Source organism: Vibrio sinaloensis (genome assembly GCF_000808535.1).
In the GTDB taxonomy this organism is placed as follows: domain Bacteria; phylum Pseudomonadota; class Gammaproteobacteria; order Enterobacterales; family Vibrionaceae; genus Vibrio; species Vibrio sinaloensis_D.
In genome coordinates this window covers 11,760-30,505 of the sequence record NZ_JWLV01000006.1, presented here as the reverse complement: position 1 = coordinate 30,505, position 18,746 = coordinate 11,760, and the positions used below count along the sequence as shown (strand labels likewise).

Genomic DNA, 18,746 nt, shown 5'->3' with positions numbered 1-18,746 from the left:
GCCTATTATGGCTTTGGTGGAGAGCATTTGTGCTCTGAGTCAACGACAATCAATACTCCACAGCCAATAACACCGCCCACGTCGTCAGTTGCGCTGGTCGTGTCTGGGTCTGGGGTATCTCTTGGCTCGCTGCGCTTTCCGGAAGTACAGCCGAGCAACAAAAGAGAAACGACCAAGGTGCTTAGTAGGAATTTGTTCATGAGTTATTGCTCTCCATGTAGTTCATCTCTTCGTCGGTCATTAGAACCTCAGCGCGGCACCAAGGTAAACATTGCCATTGCCAGCGAATTCGGTGTTGGCTTGTTTGTATCCCGCTCGAACATCGAATAGACCTAAGTTTTGGCCAATTTCAAAACCGTAAACGAGGTGTGCACCTAAACCATCATTAAACTTATGGTAGCCAAGGATTGGTGTTAAGTAGGTGGTACCAATCGGGAAAGTGGGCTTCATATTGAGACCAAATGATCGGACGTCTTCTGTGTGTTGTGTGTAGGCTAATTCATAACCAAATCTGAGCGTTTTGTCTGCGGTAAAGTCGAAGCCGTATTGGATAGAGCCTTGAGAACCATCAAGAAAAGAATCGACACCAAGGTAGCCACTGTCTGCGAGCGAGCTTGCTGTGAACACACTGGAACTGATGAACACGGTTACTAACAGTTGTTTTTTCATATTAAGCCTAATTAGTGAAATACTGAGGATAAATTATCTTCACGCAAGGTAGGTTTGGTATATTTATCCGCAACGGAGTTATAGGTGTTCGCTTTTATTTTGCTTAATGCACTAATTGTCGACTGACTATTAAGCGAATAAAACTTTGGCAGACCAATTACCGTGATAACGGATAAAATAATAATAACGACGGCAAACTCAGTGAGAGAATATCCTTTCATCGCTAACCCTAACATTTGAGTTGCTTGTTAATGTTGCATTATCAACAGGGTGGGTATAAATAAAGATTGCGAAAAAGGCTGCGGTCACTCTTAGAGTAATATTCATAGTGTTCACTCCTAAATAACATGGCGATAAAATTAAATACTTTGCTATTTATACATTGAGCAGAGAATTTCAAATCCTCGTGGACTCAATAGATCATGCAAGGTTTTCACTTTTAAATCTTTTCTTTGAACAACCTTGTTCTTTTTTGATTTACACATCAGGCACTTGTTTTTATCTGACGAACTGTAAAACTTCCTCGGTGAGATTTTTACAGAGTGTCCGTTATTGCATATTAGCGTTATCTTTACATCGTAACCAATGAACCTAGAGATGGAGGGCATACTCCAACCCTTTTCAATCACCGCTTTCTCAAGTCTCTTTCTGGCGTCAATTTTTCTACTATTCATGGTAAACCGTCATTTAAATGGCGAATGGATTTTAACCCATGTTTTTGGAGAATCTAGAGGGGCTTACATTACTTACAAAGCCAGAGCGCCTGGGCTTCGATGGTTTTTTTGGGGTGGATTAAGAGAAAAGCATGGATTTAATAAATGTGATCTCTGACTACATCAGACTTTCAGCGAGTTTTCTGCTTTATGAGTAAGTCATCCTTTGGTGGTTTTATAGGCAAACAGCTCTCTGTTTAAACTTACGATTGCTTACGTTAGTCCCTTATTTCCCCTATCTATTTTAAATCAGAACGTATCCCATAGAGTAATAGCGTTTTCATACTGTAAATTTTAACTCTATTGATGGGGATAAAAGATATCGTTAAGCGACCATGTTGTCGGTGTGCAAGAATAAATACATTTTTATGACTTTATAATTGAAAGAATTATTTTCTTAGGTGATATATGAATGTTCTTGAAGTTGATGATTGTAAGTTATTGTAATAAATGCAGGGTTTCTCTTTTCTAAAACAAGATTTGTAATGATTTGTCAGGGCTTTGATTAAAATAAATGCAAAGTTAAGATATGTAAGCATTTGCTGATTATGTTTTTTATTTTGCTAACCTAATTTCAGTTATCAAACGAATAACTAATTTTAAGAATCAAAGCAGTGGATTATATATTATGAAAAAGACTCTATTAGCAATCGCTATTCTAGCTAGCGGTACAGCATCAGCAGCAATTAATGTTCACACATCTGAAAACGTTTCTGTGGACGTTTCTGGTGCGGTTGAAGTACAAGCTTTCCAAAGCCGTTTTAACGTAAAAAACGATAAAGCGTACAACGAAGATGTAAAAGGTCGTCTAGATGACGGTGACCTACAAATCGACATCACTGCGCCAATTAACGATGACCTTAAAGGTATCGCATCTACAGGTTGGAAATACGAGAGCAACGCAGTAGAAAACGACCTGTTGTTTGTTGGTCTACAATCGGCGTCTTTCGGTACTTTGACTGCGGGTCGTCAAGCAACCATCGTTGATGGTTCTGGTATCTCTAACGACATCGAGTTTGGTCTAGGTCTTTACGATTCAAACGGTGATAAGCAATCTGTATTTGGCGTGACATCTGCAGACGAAGTACTGAAGTACAAGTTCGAAAAAGATGGCTACTGGGTAGGTGTTTCTTACGCTCAAGAAAATGACGCATCAGTTAAACAAAAGAACTCTGCATACGATCTTGGTGCGGGTGCAACATTTGCTGACCTAACAGTTGCGGCTTACTACCAAAATGTCTCTGCTAAAGATAAAGACGGTAAAGGTTCTCAGAAAGCTTACCAACTAGACGCATCTTACAAGTTGGATGCACTTACTGTTGGTGCCTCTTACGCAGATTCTGACCTAAAAATCGGTTCAACTAAAGCTAGCCTAGATGTTGCTAAACTAACTGCAGCGTACACGATTGAGAAAACGACTTTCGCGTTGGGTGCAGATCAAGGTCACGTTAAAGCAGACGGTCAAAAAGTTAAGCTAAACAACTACTACGCGAACGTAACATACAAGTTTACAGATAACGTAAAAGCGTACTCTGAAGTGGGTTACCTAAACTCAGACAAGCTAGAAAAAGCACTTAAAGCTGAAGGCGCAAAACTAAAACTAGGCTACGTTGTCGGCCTAGAAGTTAAATTCTAATCATCCACTGCCAAGGATTTAGAATCATCGGGCGTGTTCTCCTTTTCTTCGCCCGATAAAACTTAGCCATCTAAATTGCAATTAATGGATTAAGTTTATAGCCCCAATGCCTCGCATTGGGGCTTTTTTGATTGTTAGTCTTTGATGAATACTTTCTCAATTTTAATGGTGTCTAATGGCACGTCATCATGGCCTTTTTTAGAGCCAGTCATCGCTTTACCAATGTTGTTCACCACCTCCATACCTGCGGTCACTTTACCAAAGACGGCGTAACCCCAACCGTTATTGGTTTTAGCGGTATGATCTAAGAAATTGTTGTCATCAAGGTTGATAAAGAATTGAGCCGTTGCTGAGTGCGGTGCATCGGTTCGAGCGAAGGCAATAGTACCTGTTAGGTTTTTTAGCCCTCGGTTTGCTTCGTTCGCAATCGGTGCGTGTGTCTCTTTCTCTGTCATATCTTCTGTGTGGCCGCCACCTTGGATCATAAAGCCATCGATAACTCGGTGGAAAATGGTCCCTTCGTAGAAACCTTCTTGGCAGTAGCGGAGAAAGTTCTTTGAGCTCACTGGCGCTTTTTCCATGTTAAGTTCGATTTCGATGTCGCCATAGGTGGTCGATAAGATAATCATAGTGATGAATACTCGATAGGTTTGATTTGGCCAGAGTATAGCAGTCAGTGTGGTGGAATTGCAGCGCGTTTGCAGTAAAGGCTTAGCCTGTGTTATTTGAGCTAAGCCTTAAGTGAGTTAGTCTCCTAGTGGTTGTCGGTCTAACCCGCCGCGGTAGGAGTCAAGGGCCAGCTTCAAGCGGCGCAGTTTATCGCGTGAGCGGCGTTTATGGTTGACTGCCAGTGCCATGGAAAGCACATCGACGAGCGCCAGCATGGCATAACGCGATGCAGACGGTTTATAGATAAAGTCTGTCTCTTGGTGCTCGATAGGTAGCGTTAAATCCGCGATACTATCTAGCGGCGTCGATTTCGGGGTAATCGCAATCACTTTTACTCCGTACTCTTTAGCAAGTTCAGCGGTTTCGACAATCGCTGGGGTATAGCCTGTTGCAGAGAGCATCACAATCACGTCATTGCTGTCGGCGGTAGAGGCAATCATGCGCGACATAAGCCCATCGTTGTAGGCGACAACCGCGTAACCTAAGCGAAAAAGACGGTGCTGCATCTCTTGAGAGGCAATGGTCGAGCCGCCACCCATACCAATTGAAATGACTTGTCTGGCGCCATGTAGCCACTCGACGGCGGTATCAATGTCTTGTTCGTTGATAAGGTTACGGTTGATGTCTAACGACTGCTTAATGGATTCGTAAATGCCCTGATAACCAGTTTGATCGGGCGGCTCAAGAATAAAGCGTTGACCGACAGTGAGCGTTTGAGCCAGCTTAATCTTCATATCACGAACGTTCTTGCAACCAACGGCTTTCGCAAAGCGCGTAATCGTCGCTTCACTTACTTCGGCACTTTCTGCCAACTCAGTAATGCTTGCGTTGGCCGCACTTTCAATATCGTCCATGATCAGTTTGGCGACTTTCTTTTCAGCGTCACGCAGGGCACTGAATCGCTCGGTAATGCGCGAGATAATATCGACTTCTAAACTCAAGGTGTTGTCCTACTATTTTTTTGTTGGAGGCGACGCGCCATACCAGACACTTGAGCCTCCAAAATTTGCCATTCAGTATACTTAAAAATCCATGTCTAGAAACGAGTCTCTACCCAATGGGTGACATGGTAATCATCGTCACAAATTGCTATCGAGCGCCACTTATCAAGGGTTAAACATGGGTGAGAGGTTGAAAAAGCGACGATGTCACCGACATTCAGATCTGAGCTAGGATCGATTTCAATAAAAGCGTGCTGATCCATGACCGCGGTAGTGGTGGCGCTGCCTACTTCAATCTGTTGACCATGGCGGTAAGCGCGTTCTGGGATCGGCAGACCCGCGTCAAACGCGACGTCTCGTTTGCCTAATCCTGCTACCAATCGGTTTGGCTCCGGTCTAGAAATGATGTGCGCCCATACTTCGAGTGACGATTGCAAGTCGCCCCCGAGATCGCAGGCTGCGCCTTGGTTTTTCTCAGCGCGCGCCATCACCTTGTTTTGTGCTTCCAGATAGATACCAGTGTCATGAATGGCGTAGCAACCAGGGCGAATGATCGCGTCTACATCGTCTAAGTTGGCCAAGCACTCCGAGACCACGTCATACCATGCTGATCCTGCGCCTGTAACGATTGGTTGAGCGTAGATGAGTTGTTCTTGTTTCAATGTGCGAGCTAACGACAGGCTGCGAGTCAGGAAGTCACGCACTAGTTGCTCGGCGTTGTCACCATGAATCACCCCCTCATACACCTCAATTCCGCGCAGACAAAGTGGTGAATATTGTTGGATCAACTGAGCCAGCTCCATCACTTGCGATTCGGTTCGACAACCACAGCGACCGCCCTCGACCCCAAACTCTATGAGTAGGTTCAGGTGTACTTGGCGCTTGGCAAAGAAGTGACCTAAGGCTTGGATATTAAGGGCTGAATCAACACACACATACAGCTCGACATCTTGGCGTTCAATTAAGTTTGCCATGATCGCCATATTGGCTTTACCCACCACCTGATTGGCGATGATGATATGTTTCGCCCCTGCTAATGCGGCAATTTCTGCTTGAGCGGGCGTCGCAACGGTGATCCCCCAAGCGCCATGCTCTAGCTGCTGGCGGAAAAAGTCTGGCGTCATGGTGGTTTTCCCGTGCGGGCAAAGTTTAACCTTGTGCTGCAGGGCAAAGCGCTGCATCCAATCTAGGTTGTTATTTAGTTTTGAGTGCTGAATGACCGCCGCTGGCAGGCTCACTTCTTCATTGATTAAGCTGAACTTTTCTTGGCTTGAGGTTGAATAAGGTTGGCTTTTTTCGCCACAGCTCGGTGGTGTGATGGGCTCGATTTGGTAGTTAATATCACAGTTTGGGTTAAAGTCTTTCATCGCAAGCTCACTTCTAACACGTTTTAAGTTGTTGATTTATATTATTTGTTGGTTTTTATATTAATTGTAATGTTAGAAACTATCAAACATTGTGGGCGCTTTTGTGTGTTTTATCACTGATTTAAGTAAGGAGATTATTAGTATAGGAAGCCTATAAACGACGGACGAAAAGGTGAGCCATGGTGTTCGATACCATTATCAAAAGTGTAGAGGTCTTTGACGGTACCGGCGCTAAGCCATTTATGGCGGATGTTGCGATTTGCGGCACACGAATTGAAAAACTTGAACGTATTGGGCAACTTGAATCTGCACAAGCAAAACAGGTGATTGATGGTCAAGGTTTGGCGATTGCTCCTGGTTTTATCGATGTACATACCCACGACGACACTAACGTTATTCGTTACCCAGAGTGCTTACCAAAGATAAGCCAAGGGGTAACCACGGTGATTGTTGGTAATTGTGGCATCAGTGCTAGCCCTGTCGTACTGGCAGGCGATCCACCAGACCCAATGAACCTACTGGGAAAGCAAGATGATTTTAAATACCCAACGTTTGCCCGCTATGCCAAAGCGGTAGAGCAAGCGCAGCCTGCCGTCAACGTCGCGGCATTGGTCGGTCATACTGCGTTACGCAATAACGTGATGGACGATCTACAACGTACGGCGACGGAAGAAGAAATTACCCAAATGCGAGCAACCCTCGATCAAGCGATGGAAGAAGGCGCATTGGGGCTGAGCTCTGGCTTAGCATACGCGAGTGCCAAGCAAGCAACAGCCAATGAGGTTATGCGTCTTGCTCAAGTGTTGGGTGAGCATGGTGGAATCTATACCACTCACATGCGCACAGAATTTGAAGAAATACTCGCGGCAATGGAAGAAGCGTTCGAGACGGGGAAATTTGCCAAAGTCCCTGTGGTGATTTCTCACCTTAAGTGTGCGGGTGCCGGTAACTGGGGCAGAACCGTTGAAGTGCTTAACTTGATGGACAAGGTCTCTAAGCACCAAGACGTGTCTTGTGATTGTTACCCATACTCTGCGAGCTCATCAACGCTTGACCTTAAACAAGTGACAGACGACTTCGATATTTTTATCACTTGGTCGGAGTCTCACCCGCAGCACGCAGGCAAAATGCTTAAGCAGATCGCAGACGAAATGGATCGCCCATTAATGGAGGCGGCGAAAGCGTTACAACCAGCAGGCGCGGTTTATCACTGCATGGATGAGAATGATGTGAAGCGGGTACTTAAGTACAAGTTGACCATGGTGGGCTCTGATGGGCTTCCGAACGACCCACATCCTCATCCGCGTTTGTGGGGCACATTCCCTAAAGTGCTTGGCCATTACAGCCGTGATGAGAAGCTTTTCCCACTCGCAGAAGCGATTCACAAAATGACGGGTATGTCAGCCAAGCGCTACAACTTGCATGGCCGAGGCGAAATTCGCGTCGGAGCCTATGCCGACTTAGTTTTATTTAATCCAAACACGATTAAAGATACCGCTACATTCGAGAACCCAGTTTCTGTGGCAAGAGGTATTGAATGTGTATTTGTAAATGGTGAGTTGTCTTATTTTGAGGGCAGCGTGACTAATAAACGAAGTGGTGTATTTATTTATAGAAAATAAATGGCCAAATAAATAAGCGAACATTAATTAAATTATTTTATATTTTACTGGAGAATATTATGTCTATTAAACGTTACGGTGTTGAAGGTGGTACAGGTACGGGTGGTCAGCATCTTCCGTTTGCTCGTGCAACTGAAGCGGGGGGCTTCCTTTATGTATCGGGTCAGACACCAATGACAGATGGAGAAGTGGTTGAAGGCGGCATTGTTGACCAATCTCGCCTAGCCATTCAAAACTGCGTCGACATCATGACAGAAGCCGGCTACACGCTTGAGGATGTGGTGCATGTAAAAGTGGTACTAACAGACTCTCGCTACTTCCAGTCGTTCAACAAAGTGTTTAAAGAGTTCTTTGGCGAGCATCCACCAGCGCGCATTTGCATGGTGTGTGACTTAGTTGTGGATGTGAAGGTCGAAGTGGACGTAACCTGCTATCGAGAAGATCGCCGATAACCTCACAAAGATAGAATCTATAGCGCCGGGTTTATGTTTATCCCTGTTAATATTTTCTCGGCGCTCTTACCCTACAAAATAAATTAAAAGCAACAGCACATATAAATAGTGATCTTAATTCAAATAAATAATAGGGCTATTTGTATCTAGGAATAAAAAGTAACTGCTCGTTGTAAATAATTAAATATGGATTTTAATTAAGAGGTGTTCGATGAATAGTACACTGTTTCTCACTGGTTTTGGCGTATATGTCTTATTTTTAATCTGGCTTGGCTGGTTTGTTTCTCGCAACCAAAAGTCAGGTGAAGATTTCCTACTGGGTGGTCGTGGTCTGCCACTGTTTCTTGTTTTAGGTACCACAGTTGCAACCATGGTTGGCACGGGCTCTAGTATGGGCGCGGTTGGCTTTGGTTACGCAAATGGCTGGGCTGGAGCGCTTTATGGCATTGGCGGTGCCATTGGTATCTTGCTACTTGCTCTCTGGTTTGCCCCAGTCCGTAAACTCAACTTCATGACCATGAGTGAAGAACTCGCTTACTACGTGGGTGCAAACCGCATCGTTAAGAACGTGGTTGGTCTGCTTATCTTTATCGCGTCAATCGGCTGGCTCGGCGCGCATATTCTTGGTGGTGGGATGTACCTCGCTTGGATTGCAGACATCGAACTTAGCACGGCGAAAATGATCATTGCAGCGGCATTTACCATCTATGTGGTTATCGGTGGCTACACGGCTGTTGTGTGGACCGATACGATTCAAGCTATCATTCTCTTTGTTGGCTTCATTCTAATGGCGGTACTGTCAGTGCAGCACATTGGTGGCTTAGATAATTTATACGCCGCGATGGATCCCGCAGCGACAAGCTTCCTAGCGATTGAAAAACTCGGTCTTCTGCCTGCAATTTCTCTTGCGGTCGTGATTGGTGTCGGTGTACTTGCAACACCATCATTTCGTCAGCGTATCTACTCGGGTAAGGATGTTTCTACGATTCGCCGCTCGTTTGTTGGCTCGGGTATCTTGTATCTGTTCTTCTCTATCATTCCTGCGATCATCGGTATGGCCGCCCATGCCATTGACCCAACACTAACTAACCCGAACTTCTCGTTCCCGTACATTGCGGCAACCGTCTTGCCTGTGGGTGTTGGCTTAATTGTTCTTATCGCGGGCCTTTCGGCAACCATGTCGAGCGCAAGCTCAGATGCGATTGCGGGTGTCTCTATCTTATTGCGTGACGTGTATGTGATGTTCACAGGCCGCGTGCCAAATAAAGAGTCTATGCTGAATTACTCTCGTCTTGCTCTTGTGGTTGTGATTGGTTGCGCACTGCTGTTCGCTCTTACCTCAAACGACATCATTAGCTACATCACTAAAATGATTTCAACGGTTATGTCAGGCATGTTTGTCTGCGGCATGCTGGGTCGCTTTTGGAAACGCTACAACTGGCAAGGTGCGCTGGCGACACTGGCAGGGGCGTCTATCGCGTCAATTACCGTCATGATGAGCACAGACCTAACCGCATTCTGGGGCAACCCCGTGATTCCTTCATGCCTGTTTGCATTGACTGCGGGTATTGTGGTGAGCTTAGTGACGCCAGTGAACCAAGTAAGCCCAGAGATGGCAAGGGCAATTCTTGATGATGAGCGAGCGCTGATGGAAATGGAACTGTCCGACAAAGGCCAACTAGACGAAGACATTTCACTGCAAAATCGTCAAGCAGTGAAGAGCGCTTCTTAAACATCCATCATACTAAATTGGGTGGTTCAGCAATGGGCCACCACACTAAATAGGTGAGCCCAAATGACACATCCAATTCATATCGCGTTCTTTGGTGAATGTATGATTGAACTTAGCGGCCTTCCTCTTAAAAAGGGTTTTGGTGGCGATACACTAAACACTGCACTTTACCTTTCTCGTCTGACTCAGCGTACCCCTCTTTCAGTGAGTTACGCCACTGGGCTAGGTAAAGATGCGCTATCACAGCAGCTCATCGAAGCTTGGCAGCAAGAGGGGATTAATACCTCGCTGGTGGAGCAATACAGCGACAAACTACCTGGGCTTTACATGGTAGAAACGGACGCTCAAGGTGAGCGCAGCTTTATGTACTGGCGAGACAGCGCCGCGGTTAAAAGTTACTTCCTTAACGCAGAGATCAGCAAGCTTGAACAGGCGATGAAGCAAGGCCGCGTTGATGCGGTTTATTTAAGTGGCATTAGCTTGGCGATTCTTTCTGATGTGTGCAAAAAGCGGCTTATTGATGCATTAAGCGATTATTCGCAAGCGGGTGGACAGGTGATGTTTGATAACAACTTCCGTCCTCAACTGTGGACAAGCGACCAAGCCAAACACTGGTATGGTCAGCTTCTTCCGTTAGTCGATATTGCTTTAATCACAGAAGATGATGATCAGTTGGTGTGGGGAGCGGACGAAAGCGTCGAGCAGCGCAGTGTACGCTTAGGTTGCAAAGAAACGGTGATCAAGCGCGGCTGTGAGCCATGCAAAGTGATTTGGCAGCAAGGTGGCGAAACACATCATGCTTATGTCAGCGCAGAGCAGGTCGCCAATGTGGTTGATACTTGTGCGGCGGGCGATTCGTTTGCCGCAGGCTATTTAGCGGCAAGACTTAATGGACAAAGTGCCGAAGCCGCCGCGGCGTTAGGCCATCAGCTAGCGTCAACTGTGATTCAATTTTCAGGTGCGATCATCCCGAAATCGGAAATGGCCCACCTCACTCTTTCTTAACAATTTCTGGGTAATAAACATGAACAACGAAATGATCAACAAACTAAAACAATTCAAAGTTATCCCTGTTATTCAAATCAACAAAGTCGAGCATGCCGTTCCTTTGGCGAAAGTCTTGGTGGAAAACGGTTTACCCGTTGCTGAAGTGACCTTTCGCACTGCCGCCGCTGCACAGGCAATTAAAGCCATGAGTGAAGCCTACCCTGAGATGTGTGTCGGTGCGGGTACGGTGCTTAATGCAGCGCAGGTAGATCAAGCAAAAGCAGCCGGTTCAGAATTTGTTGTGGCGCCAGGTCTTAATCCAAATACCGTGCGTTACTGCCAAGAAGTCGGTATGCCAATTGTTCCGGGTGTTAACAACCCAAGCCAAGTAGAGCAAGCGTTAGAGCTTGGCCTTAGCTTCCTTAAATTCTTCCCTGCAGAAGCGTCTGGTGGCGTCGCTATGGTTAAGTCGTTACTCGCGCCATATGTTGATGTGAGCTTGATGCCAACAGGCGGCATTGGTAAAGGCAACGTCAATGATTACCTAGCGATTGATCGTGTGGTTTGTTGCGGTGGCACGTGGATGGTGGCGCCAAGTTTGATTGAAAACGAGCAGTGGGATGAGATCGCAAAGTTAGTCCGCGAAGCGGTCGAGCATGTGGCGTAGCTCAAAACAACAGCCTTTAATACAGGACGAAGACAATGAAAAAAGCGACGTTAGCTCTAATCGTTTCGGGCTTAATGACAGGACCTGCAGCAATGGCAATGGCACCCAATACCGACTTAAACCTTATGCCTTACCCACAAGAAGTGGAGCTGGGCTCGGGCTCTGTAAGCATCGACAAAGAGTTTAGTATATTCATCAAAGGTTACGATTCTGAGCGTGTTCAGTTTAACGCTAAGCGCACCATGGAACGTTTATACCGTCAGACTGGCCTGCCAATGCTCCACTGGCAGGCAGAGTCTGAAAAAGACGCCACCTTAGTGATCGACATTCGCAAAGGGCCAAAAGATGCTGTGCAAAATATTGATAGCGATGAGTCATACCAACTTGAGGTAAAAGGTGGTCAAATTCGCATCTCATCTGAGCGTCCGTATGGTGCATTCCACGGCCTTGAAACCTTCCTCCAGCTTGTGACCACCGATTCGAACGGCTATTCGGTACCAGTGGTGTCAATTGACGATGAACCACGCTTTAAATGGCGCGGCGTCTCTTACGATACTTCTCGCCACTTCATTGAGCTAGACGTGATTCTGCGCCAGTTGGATGCCATGGCATCGGCAAAAATGAACGTGTTCCATTGGCATATTTGGGACGATCAAGGCATCCGCATTCAGCTGGATAACTACACTAAGCTTTGGTCTGAAACCGCTGACGGTGATTACTACACCAAAGATGAAATCCGCTACGTCGTAAATTACGCACGTAACCTTGGTATTCGTGTCATTCCAGAAATTTCACTGCCAGGTCACGCGTCGGCGGTTGCACACGCTTACCCTGAACTGATGTCTGGCATGGGCGATCAGTCTTATCCACAGCAACGTGGTTGGGGCGTGTTTGAGCCATTAATGGATCCGACAAATCCAGAGCTTTACACCATGCTTGCGAGCGTGTTTGATGAGGTAGTCGAGCTGTTCCCAGATGAGTATTTCCACATTGGCGGTGATGAGCCAAATTACAAACAGTGGAAAGAGAACCCGAAGATCCAACAATTCATTGCGGACAACAATTTAGATGGTGAACGCGGCTTGCAATCTTACCTCAACACTAAGGTTGAAAAGATGCTCGAAGAGCGTGGCAAGAAGATGTCAGGCTGGGACGAAATTTGGCACAAAGACTTACCCAAATCGATCGTTATCCAAAGCTGGCGCGGGCATGACAGCATTGGTCGTGCAGCCAAAGAGGGTTACCAAGGCGTACTGTCTACCGGCTACTACTTAGACCAACCGCAGCCAACTAGCTACCACTACCGCAACGACCCAATGCCAAAAGGCATCACGGTGGATGACACGCTACACAGCGGTGAAAAGTTCGAAACGTATGACTGGGTGAAGCCACGTAACAAGGGCGGCCCGCGTAAAGGTAATCTCACCATTATCGAAGCAAAAGATGGCTCTTTCCGCGCATTTACCGACTATAACGGCAAATCTCGTGAAGAAGTACATATTCTAGAATACGTACCTGGGGTTAAATTCCGTGGTCACTTCGATAACTTCATGTCCTACACAGAATTTAACTATCAATTTGCAGGCGGCAAGCTGAAAGAGGGCAGTTACCAGATCATTGGTAATGTTCGCTGGCCAGCAACGGGTGAACTGGTCGCAAGCAGCGCAACCAAAGGCAGTGTCATTCCAGAGCCTAATGGCGGCTATCCAGCAGAGCTAAAAGGTAAGGAGAAAGATCTAATCTTAGGTGGTGAAATTACCATTTGGGGTGAGAACCTAGATTCAATGACCATTGAGCAGCGCCTATGGCCGCGCAGCTTTGCGATTGCTGAGCGCTTATGGTCAAGCCAAGAGCTAACAGACGAGCGCAGCATGTATCAGCGCATGAGCGTGATGGACACATGGTCTGAGATATCTTTAGGTCTGCGCCATCACGCCGACGCGACTATGATGCTCAAACGTCTGGCTAATGGTGCTGATGTGACACCACTACAAACGTTGGCCAAGTACATCGAGCCCGCTCAGTACTACGCACGTCACTGGGAAAAATGGATTTCAACGCCAAATAAAGGCGATCTTTACAACCAGTATGAACGTCTAAACCGCTTTGCGGATGCCTTGCCGGTAGAGAGCTTGGCTGTGTATGAGATGAACGATCTTGTTGAGGCGTTCGCAAATGGCGATAAAGCCGCACTAGACAAACTTGCGATGCATTACCAAGTCGTGTCGTTGGCGGCACAGCAAGCGAAACCCATCTTTGCCAACAATGTAGCCTCGGTTGATACCGTGAAAGTGGCGGATGCGACGGTTAAAATTGCAGAGCTGGCAAACACCCTGGTTGAGATTGCCAAGCAAGGCAAAACGATTCGTCAGGCGGATGCCGCGGAATATCAAGGTGTGATTAATGATAACGCCATCATCCTTGATGAAACGATTGTCGCCATCGTTAAACCAACTGAGCGTTTGCTTCACATTTTGACCAAGTAGTGGTGAAACCATTTGCCGCTAGCCTGCGCTGGCGGCATTGTGCTGGATAACATTCTTATTGGAATCATGATGATGCAAGCAAGTAACCACTTACTTTTTTATGTAGGAACCTATACCGACTCACCCAGTGAAAGCCAAGGGATCGGACAGGTCAGCCTGAACCAAAACAGCGGTGAACTGATCAGTTTAGAGGACGTTTATCCGCTGCGAAATCCCTCTTATCTAACCCAAACTAAGCACGCCCTGTATAGCTTTTCCGAAGTAGCTCAAGAAGAGGGAGCCCAGCTCGTATGTCTGCAAGATAAAGCCGCCTATTCAGTGCCGATTGAAGGTGATTACCCTTGTCATGTGGATGTGTCAGCCGATGGGCAGTATCTCGCTGTGGCAAATTATGGTTCAGGCAATGTGAGTATTTACTCTCTCGATAGCCAAGGTATCGCGACCTCTTTGGTCGCTAACTTGTTTGAAGATGGGCAAGGCCCCAATAAAGACCGCCAGCTTTCACCTCACGCGCATCAAGCCGTGTTTCTAAAGAATCAACCCACACTGGCGACGGTCGATTTAGGCAGCGATGCCGTCCGTTTCTATACCATTGAACAAGATAAGTTTTCACTCGCTCAGACGGTCGCGTTTCCGCCGGGATCAGGGCCACGTCACTTGGTGTTCAATCACGCTGAAGAGACGGCGTATGTCGTGTGTGAGCTAAGTGAAACCTTGGTGGTATTAACGCAGAAAGAAAGTGGTTGGCAGATTGTTCAACAATTGCCGCTATTGCTTGATAGTGAGGTAGGGCAAGCCGCGTCAGCAATAAAACTCTCTGCTGATGAACGCTTTGTTTATGCCTCGTGTCGTCACCAAAATCAGATTAGCTGCTTTGATGTCTCGGGTGAAAAAGCCAAGTGGTTATTCAGCTCAGAGTGTGGTGGTGCATTCCCGCGTGACTTTACTCTTTCATCATGTGGCGAGTGGTTGGTGGTGGCCAATCAGCACTCCAATAACCTAGTCAGTTACCAACGAAACCCAAATGACGGCACATTAACGCCAACTGGCCATAAGTGCCAAATCGACAGCCCTGTCTGTTTAGTCGAACAACCTAAATAACGTCTGTTTAGGCTGACGGCTCTGTCAGCCTAACAATATTGGGTAGCTCCGCGTGAAATGCCCCTTCGGCACCCATAAAGCCAAAGGTATAGGGTGTCACTTTTAGCCCTTCTCTTGCCCGTATATCTTGGCTTTCTCGAAGTAAGTTAAACATCCAGTCTTCTAGTTTTCTTAAATTGAGGTGAATGGATTCGGGTCGATAGGTTTGATTCACGGCTTTATCATTGAAACGTCATAAACTTTTTACAATTATCTGTTTGAGTTATAGGCGAAAAGTTTTGCTGTGTTGTATGCCGTTCGATGCGTCATCATGTCAAAACCAGAATAATAAAACATAACTCTTTTCCTCAAGGAGAAACAACAGATGAAGCAGATCCTAACCAGTGGTATTGCGCTCTTGCTTGGTATGAGCTCAATGGCGATGGCGGCGAATGAACCTGCACAAGTAGGTCCGCGTCCTTTGTACTTGGTCAGTGACATGGAAGATGGTCCTCTTAAATCAAAATTAGAAAGTTGCAGTACAGGTCCTTTTTATCGCAGCGACTTTTCGATTGGTCACCGCGGCGCGGCAATGCAGTTTCCAGAGCATACTAAAGAGTCTTACCTTGCGGCGATTGCAATGGGAGCGGGGGTTCTGGAGTGTGATGTGACCTTTACCAAAGACAAACAATTGGTTTGCCGCCACTCGCAAAGCGATTTGCACACAACAACGGATGTGCTTGCGCACCCTGAATTGGCGAAGAAGTGTTCTGTTCCATTCAAGCCTGCCAATCCAGAAACTGGCGAAGATGCCCAAGTAGAGTGTCGTACGTCAGACTTTACCCTCGCGGAGTTCAAGACTCTCAAGGGTAAAATGGATGGCGCGAACCCGAAAGCCACCACGATTGAAGAGTACATGAATGGCACTCCGGGCTGGCGCACCGACTTGTATTCGCAAACGGGTACATTGATGACGCATGCGGAAAGCGCGGCGCTGTTTAAAAAGCATGGTGTAAAAGTCACACCTGAGCTGAAATCGGCGGCGGTAGAAATGCCATATCAAGGCTTTAGCCAGCAAGATTATGCGCAAAAGCTGATTGATGAACTCAAAGCTGCTGGCTTTTCTGCAAAAGAGGCTTACGTGCAGTCATTCAATCTTGAAGACGTGAAGTACTGGATTAAAAATGAGCCTGAGTTTGGTCAGCAAGCGGTCTATCTTGATGATCGCGTATATAACCTAAAAGACTTCACGGCGACGCTGGAAAACATGAAAGCGCTCTCTGATCAAGGGGTTAACATCATTGCGCCTCCTCTTTATGCGCTGATTGATTTAGATGAGAAAAACAGCATTGTTGCCTCTGAGTATGCCAAGCTGGCAAAACAAGCGGATTTGGATATCATCGCGTGGACGCTAGAGCGTTCAGGGCCACTTGCGCAAGGTGGTGGTTGGTACTATCAAAGCGTTACCGAGCAGATCAAGCAAGATGGCGACATGATGAAAGTGTTGGATGTGTTGGCGAAAGATGTCGGCGTACTGGGCGTGTTCAGTGACTGGCCTTCAACAGTCACTTACTACGCCAACTGTATGGACATCTAACCACGGCCATAGATGAGAAAAGCCCGAACCATGTGTTCGGGCTTTTTGGTTTTAAGTTAGCTTAAAGTTTAAATGAACCAATTTCCTGGTTCAGTTTATCTGCTAATGCGGATAGTTTGGCCGCTTGTTCAGCGGCATCGGAGGCCTCAGATGAGAGCTGATCCGACACGGAGCGAATCCCTTCCGTATTCATCGTGATCTCATTCGTGACTAGGCTTTGTTCTTCAGCTGCCGCTGCAATTTGAGCCGCCATATCACTGATCACATCAACCGCCGTATTGATGTTGATGATATTGCCATTAGCGGTGGTGGCGTCGTTGACACTATCTCTGGCTTTGGTTTGGCTCTGATCCATGATTTGAACCGCTTTGTGAGTTGTCGATTGCAGCAATTCTATCGTATGTTGGATCTCTTTGGTGGAGGTGTGGGTACGTTGTGATAGCACTCGAACTTCGTCAGCAACAACAGCAAAACCACGACCTTGGTCACCCGCTCGAGCAGCTTCAATGGCGGCATTCAATGCAAGAAGATTGGTTTGCTCGGCGATGTCTTGGATGGTAGATAAGATAGTATTAATGCTTGTCGCGTGCCCTTCTAAATCTTCAATCACGTCGGTAGCAACTTGTACATCTGCTGCCAGTGCTTCAATTGACACCAGGGTTTGATTGACCTGGCTGGAGCCATCGACACAAGCTGTGACCGCATCTTGAGAGTTTTTCGCGGTATTTTCCGCATTAGAGGCGATTTCGGCGGTAGCTGCTGCCATCTCACCGACCGCGGTAGCGACCATATTGATTTCATCTTGCTGGCTATGGATACGTTGGCTGCGCTCCTCCGCTTGATGAGAGGTGATAGAGGCTTGATCGCTCAGATCGTGGGAAATCCCTTTGAGCGTCATGACCATTTGGTGCATGTTGGCAACGAATTTATTGAAGCTGGTGGCGAGTTGGCCAACTTCATCTTGAGTCCGAGGGCTTAGTCGTTGGGTTAAGTCACCATCTCCTGACGCGATTTCCTCCAAGGCTTGTGTGACGACGAGAAGGTCTCTAAACAAGTATGAGATGAGCGCCGAAACCAAGCCAATCAGAACGATCGCGCCAATGACTGCTGTAATGATTAGTTGAGTCAGCAGTTCGTAGTACGCTGACTCTTCGGTTGCCTTATCCATCTGAATGGCGACAACCCAGTCTGAGTCTTCAATCTTGTTGAAGTACATCAACTGAGGCTCTTTTTGTGCGCTGAACTCACTGATCGTGCCGTCTCTTTCTGCTTTGAGTATTGCAGGGAGTGTGAGTTGTGAATCCCAGCGAGTGACGGGTTGCATCGCTAAAGATGTATGTGGGTGCGCTAGGAAAGTTCCGTTAGCACTGTCAATCAATATCGCCTGTGCATTTTCACCAACATCAAGATTGACGATTTCTGAAATCAATTGGTCGATTAATAGATCTGCACCAATTACGCCCACGACGCGACCATTCTGGCTCACGCTTGCCGCGATTGACACCATCATTTTATTTGAGTTGATGTCTTTATAAGCTGGGGTAATAACAGGCTTGCTGGAATTGATCGCCGCCTTGTACCATGGGCGAGTGCGAGGGTCGATATGACTGAGATCTAGGTCAGCATGTGAGGTGACGACCACCCCTTCGCTCGAACCGAAGTAGACGTCTTCAAAGCCACCGCTGATGCGTGCCTGATACAGCGCTTCGTTGATATTGTCTGCGCGAAGTAAGCTACCTGTGGCGGTGACTATATTTTCTCGGATATCGATCCATTTGCGAATCGCATCAGACTCGGTTTGGCTGACACCGCCAGCATGTAAGTAGATTGCGTGGCGGCTTTGTTCAAACAGCTTTGAAGAGGCTTGCCAAGTTAGCAACGAGGACATGAGTACAACAGCGAACAAACACGCCATTGTCAGTTTTTGCTTTAACGATAGATTCATTTATTAACCAGTATAAGTGTTGAGCAGACTGAGTTTATGGAACGGGAGATTGTATATCTTTTGAATGTGGATTTATAGGGGGCGATATACTGTTTATTTGGATGAATAGTTTGATTTATGAGCAGTCAAAACAAAGCATCGATCGAAGAGGTCATTGTGGGCTTGGATAGGCCGTTTGTCGGG

17 protein-coding genes are annotated in these 18,746 nt (G+C 46.6%); 9 read left to right on the top strand and 8 right to left on the bottom strand.

Features of this window, described 5'->3' with window-relative positions; translation table 11 throughout:
- Nucleotides 1-5: 5 nt before the first annotated feature.
- The 3 genes from RJ47_RS04825 to RJ47_RS21630 are packed head-to-tail and all read right to left on the bottom strand — an operon-like array spanning nt 6 to nt 890.
- Nucleotides 6-200, bottom strand: coding sequence for a hypothetical protein (locus RJ47_RS04825; protein WP_039481996.1), 195 nt, complete (start codon nt 198-200; stop codon nt 6-8).
- A 40-nt stretch (nt 201-240) separates the two neighbouring features.
- Nucleotides 241-669, bottom strand: a complete 429-nt coding sequence (locus tag RJ47_RS04820; protein ID WP_052237915.1) for a hypothetical protein — start codon at nt 667-669, stop codon at nt 241-243.
- Between the two features lie 11 nt (nt 670-680).
- Nucleotides 681-890 carry a pilus assembly FimT family protein gene (locus RJ47_RS21630; RefSeq protein WP_419831522.1) on the bottom strand — a complete coding sequence of 70 codons (210 nt, stop codon included), beginning with the start codon at nt 888-890 and terminating at the stop codon, nt 681-683.
- 1,120 nt (nt 891-2,010) lie between these two features.
- Here RJ47_RS21630 and RJ47_RS04810 point away from each other — a divergent pair.
- Nucleotides 2,011-3,018, top strand: a complete 1,008-nt coding sequence (locus tag RJ47_RS04810) for a porin (RefSeq protein ID WP_039481993.1) — start codon at nt 2,011-2,013, stop codon at nt 3,016-3,018.
- Nucleotides 3,019-3,152: 134 nt separating this feature from the next.
- On the opposite strand, the gene RJ47_RS04805 is transcribed toward RJ47_RS04810, so the two are convergent.
- From RJ47_RS04805 to RJ47_RS04795, 3 genes are all read right to left on the bottom strand, one after another.
- Complete coding sequence (locus RJ47_RS04805; RefSeq protein WP_039481990.1) at nt 3,153-3,647, bottom strand: peptidylprolyl isomerase; 495 nt, start codon at nt 3,645-3,647, stop codon at nt 3,153-3,155.
- A gap of 117 nt (nt 3,648-3,764) precedes the next feature.
- Nucleotides 3,765-4,628, bottom strand: coding sequence for a MurR/RpiR family transcriptional regulator (locus tag RJ47_RS04800; protein WP_005469232.1), 864 nt, complete (start codon nt 4,626-4,628; stop codon nt 3,765-3,767).
- A gap of 95 nt (nt 4,629-4,723) precedes the next feature.
- The gene (locus RJ47_RS04795) at nt 4,724-5,995 is read right to left on the bottom strand and encodes an amino acid deaminase (protein WP_039481988.1); all 1,272 of its coding nucleotides are present in this window, start codon (nt 5,993-5,995) and stop codon (nt 4,724-4,726) included.
- Nucleotides 5,996-6,174: 179 nt separating this feature from the next.
- Here RJ47_RS04795 and RJ47_RS04790 point away from each other — a divergent pair, with 179 nt between their 5' ends.
- The 7 genes from RJ47_RS04790 (at nt 6,175) to RJ47_RS04760 (ending at nt 15,042) form a co-directional block, all read left to right on the top strand.
- Complete coding sequence (locus RJ47_RS04790; protein WP_039481985.1) at nt 6,175-7,617, top strand: N-acyl-D-amino-acid deacylase family protein; 1,443 nt, start codon at nt 6,175-6,177, stop codon at nt 7,615-7,617.
- A 59-nt stretch (nt 7,618-7,676) separates the two neighbouring features.
- Nucleotides 7,677-8,069 carry a RidA family protein gene (locus tag RJ47_RS04785; RefSeq protein ID WP_038187972.1) on the top strand — a complete coding sequence of 131 codons (393 nt, stop codon included), beginning with the start codon at nt 7,677-7,679 and terminating at the stop codon, nt 8,067-8,069.
- Nucleotides 8,070-8,280: 211 nt separating this feature from the next.
- Entirely contained in the window at nt 8,281-9,801 is a 1,521-nt protein-coding gene (locus RJ47_RS04780; protein ID WP_039481982.1) for a sodium:solute symporter family protein, read from the top strand.
- A 63-nt stretch (nt 9,802-9,864) separates the two neighbouring features.
- A complete protein-coding gene (locus RJ47_RS04775) occupies nt 9,865-10,806 on the top strand; it encodes a sugar kinase (RefSeq protein ID WP_039481980.1) in 942 nt (313 codons plus the stop codon).
- A 19-nt stretch (nt 10,807-10,825) separates the two neighbouring features.
- Nucleotides 10,826-11,455 carry a bifunctional 4-hydroxy-2-oxoglutarate aldolase/2-dehydro-3-deoxy-phosphogluconate aldolase gene (locus tag RJ47_RS04770; protein ID WP_039481977.1) on the top strand — a complete coding sequence of 210 codons (630 nt, stop codon included), beginning with the start codon at nt 10,826-10,828 and terminating at the stop codon, nt 11,453-11,455.
- A gap of 35 nt (nt 11,456-11,490) precedes the next feature.
- Nucleotides 11,491-13,941 (top strand): beta-N-acetylhexosaminidase, encoded by a 2,451-nt coding sequence (locus RJ47_RS04765; RefSeq protein WP_039481974.1) that lies wholly within the window; start codon nt 11,491-11,493, stop codon nt 13,939-13,941.
- A 72-nt stretch (nt 13,942-14,013) separates the two neighbouring features.
- Nucleotides 14,014-15,042 carry a lactonase family protein gene (locus tag RJ47_RS04760; RefSeq protein ID WP_039482117.1) on the top strand — a complete coding sequence of 343 codons (1,029 nt, stop codon included), beginning with the start codon at nt 14,014-14,016 and terminating at the stop codon, nt 15,040-15,042.
- A 7-nt stretch (nt 15,043-15,049) separates the two neighbouring features.
- Here the strand turns inward: RJ47_RS04760 and RJ47_RS04755 are convergent, their stop codons facing one another.
- A complete protein-coding gene (locus RJ47_RS04755; protein WP_039481972.1) occupies nt 15,050-15,256 on the bottom strand; it encodes a hypothetical protein in 207 nt (68 codons plus the stop codon).
- A gap of 150 nt (nt 15,257-15,406) precedes the next feature.
- Here RJ47_RS04755 and RJ47_RS04750 point away from each other — a divergent pair, with 150 nt between their 5' ends.
- Complete coding sequence (locus RJ47_RS04750) at nt 15,407-16,618, top strand: glycerophosphodiester phosphodiesterase family protein (RefSeq protein WP_038135513.1); 1,212 nt, start codon at nt 15,407-15,409, stop codon at nt 16,616-16,618.
- A 61-nt stretch (nt 16,619-16,679) separates the two neighbouring features.
- Here RJ47_RS04750 and RJ47_RS04745 read toward each other — a convergent pair whose 3' ends face one another.
- Nucleotides 16,680-18,563, bottom strand: coding sequence for a methyl-accepting chemotaxis protein (locus RJ47_RS04745; protein WP_039481970.1), 1,884 nt, complete (start codon nt 18,561-18,563; stop codon nt 16,680-16,682).
- Nucleotides 18,564-18,746 lie beyond the last annotated feature (183 nt).

Coding starts and splice junctions, on each gene's coding strand:
- RJ47_RS04820 (WP_052237915.1), bottom strand. CDS start 669: ATGAAAAAACAACTGTTAGTAACCGTGTTCATCAGTTCCAGTGTGTTC.
- RJ47_RS04760 (WP_039482117.1), top strand. CDS start 14,014: ATGCAAGCAAGTAACCACTTACTTTTTTATGTAGGAACCTATACCGAC.
- RJ47_RS04745 (WP_039481970.1), bottom strand. CDS start 18,563: ATGAATCTATCGTTAAAGCAAAAACTGACAATGGCGTGTTTGTTCGCT.
- RJ47_RS04765 (WP_039481974.1), top strand. CDS start 11,491: ATGAAAAAAGCGACGTTAGCTCTAATCGTTTCGGGCTTAATGACAGGA.
- RJ47_RS04795 (WP_039481988.1), bottom strand. CDS start 5,995: ATGAAAGACTTTAACCCAAACTGTGATATTAACTACCAAATCGAGCCC.
- RJ47_RS04790 (WP_039481985.1), top strand. CDS start 6,175: ATGGTGTTCGATACCATTATCAAAAGTGTAGAGGTCTTTGACGGTACC.
- RJ47_RS04810 (WP_039481993.1), top strand. CDS start 2,011: ATGAAAAAGACTCTATTAGCAATCGCTATTCTAGCTAGCGGTACAGCA.
- RJ47_RS04825 (WP_039481996.1), bottom strand. CDS start 200: ATGAACAAATTCCTACTAAGCACCTTGGTCGTTTCTCTTTTGTTGCTC.
- RJ47_RS04780 (WP_039481982.1), top strand. CDS start 8,281: ATGAATAGTACACTGTTTCTCACTGGTTTTGGCGTATATGTCTTATTT.
- RJ47_RS04775 (WP_039481980.1), top strand. CDS start 9,865: ATGACACATCCAATTCATATCGCGTTCTTTGGTGAATGTATGATTGAA.
- RJ47_RS21630 (WP_419831522.1), bottom strand. CDS start 890: ATGAAAGGATATTCTCTCACTGAGTTTGCCGTCGTTATTATTATTTTA.
- RJ47_RS04805 (WP_039481990.1), bottom strand. CDS start 3,647: ATGATTATCTTATCGACCACCTATGGCGACATCGAAATCGAACTTAAC.
- RJ47_RS04750 (WP_038135513.1), top strand. CDS start 15,407: ATGAAGCAGATCCTAACCAGTGGTATTGCGCTCTTGCTTGGTATGAGC.
- RJ47_RS04770 (WP_039481977.1), top strand. CDS start 10,826: ATGAACAACGAAATGATCAACAAACTAAAACAATTCAAAGTTATCCCT.
- RJ47_RS04785 (WP_038187972.1), top strand. CDS start 7,677: ATGTCTATTAAACGTTACGGTGTTGAAGGTGGTACAGGTACGGGTGGT.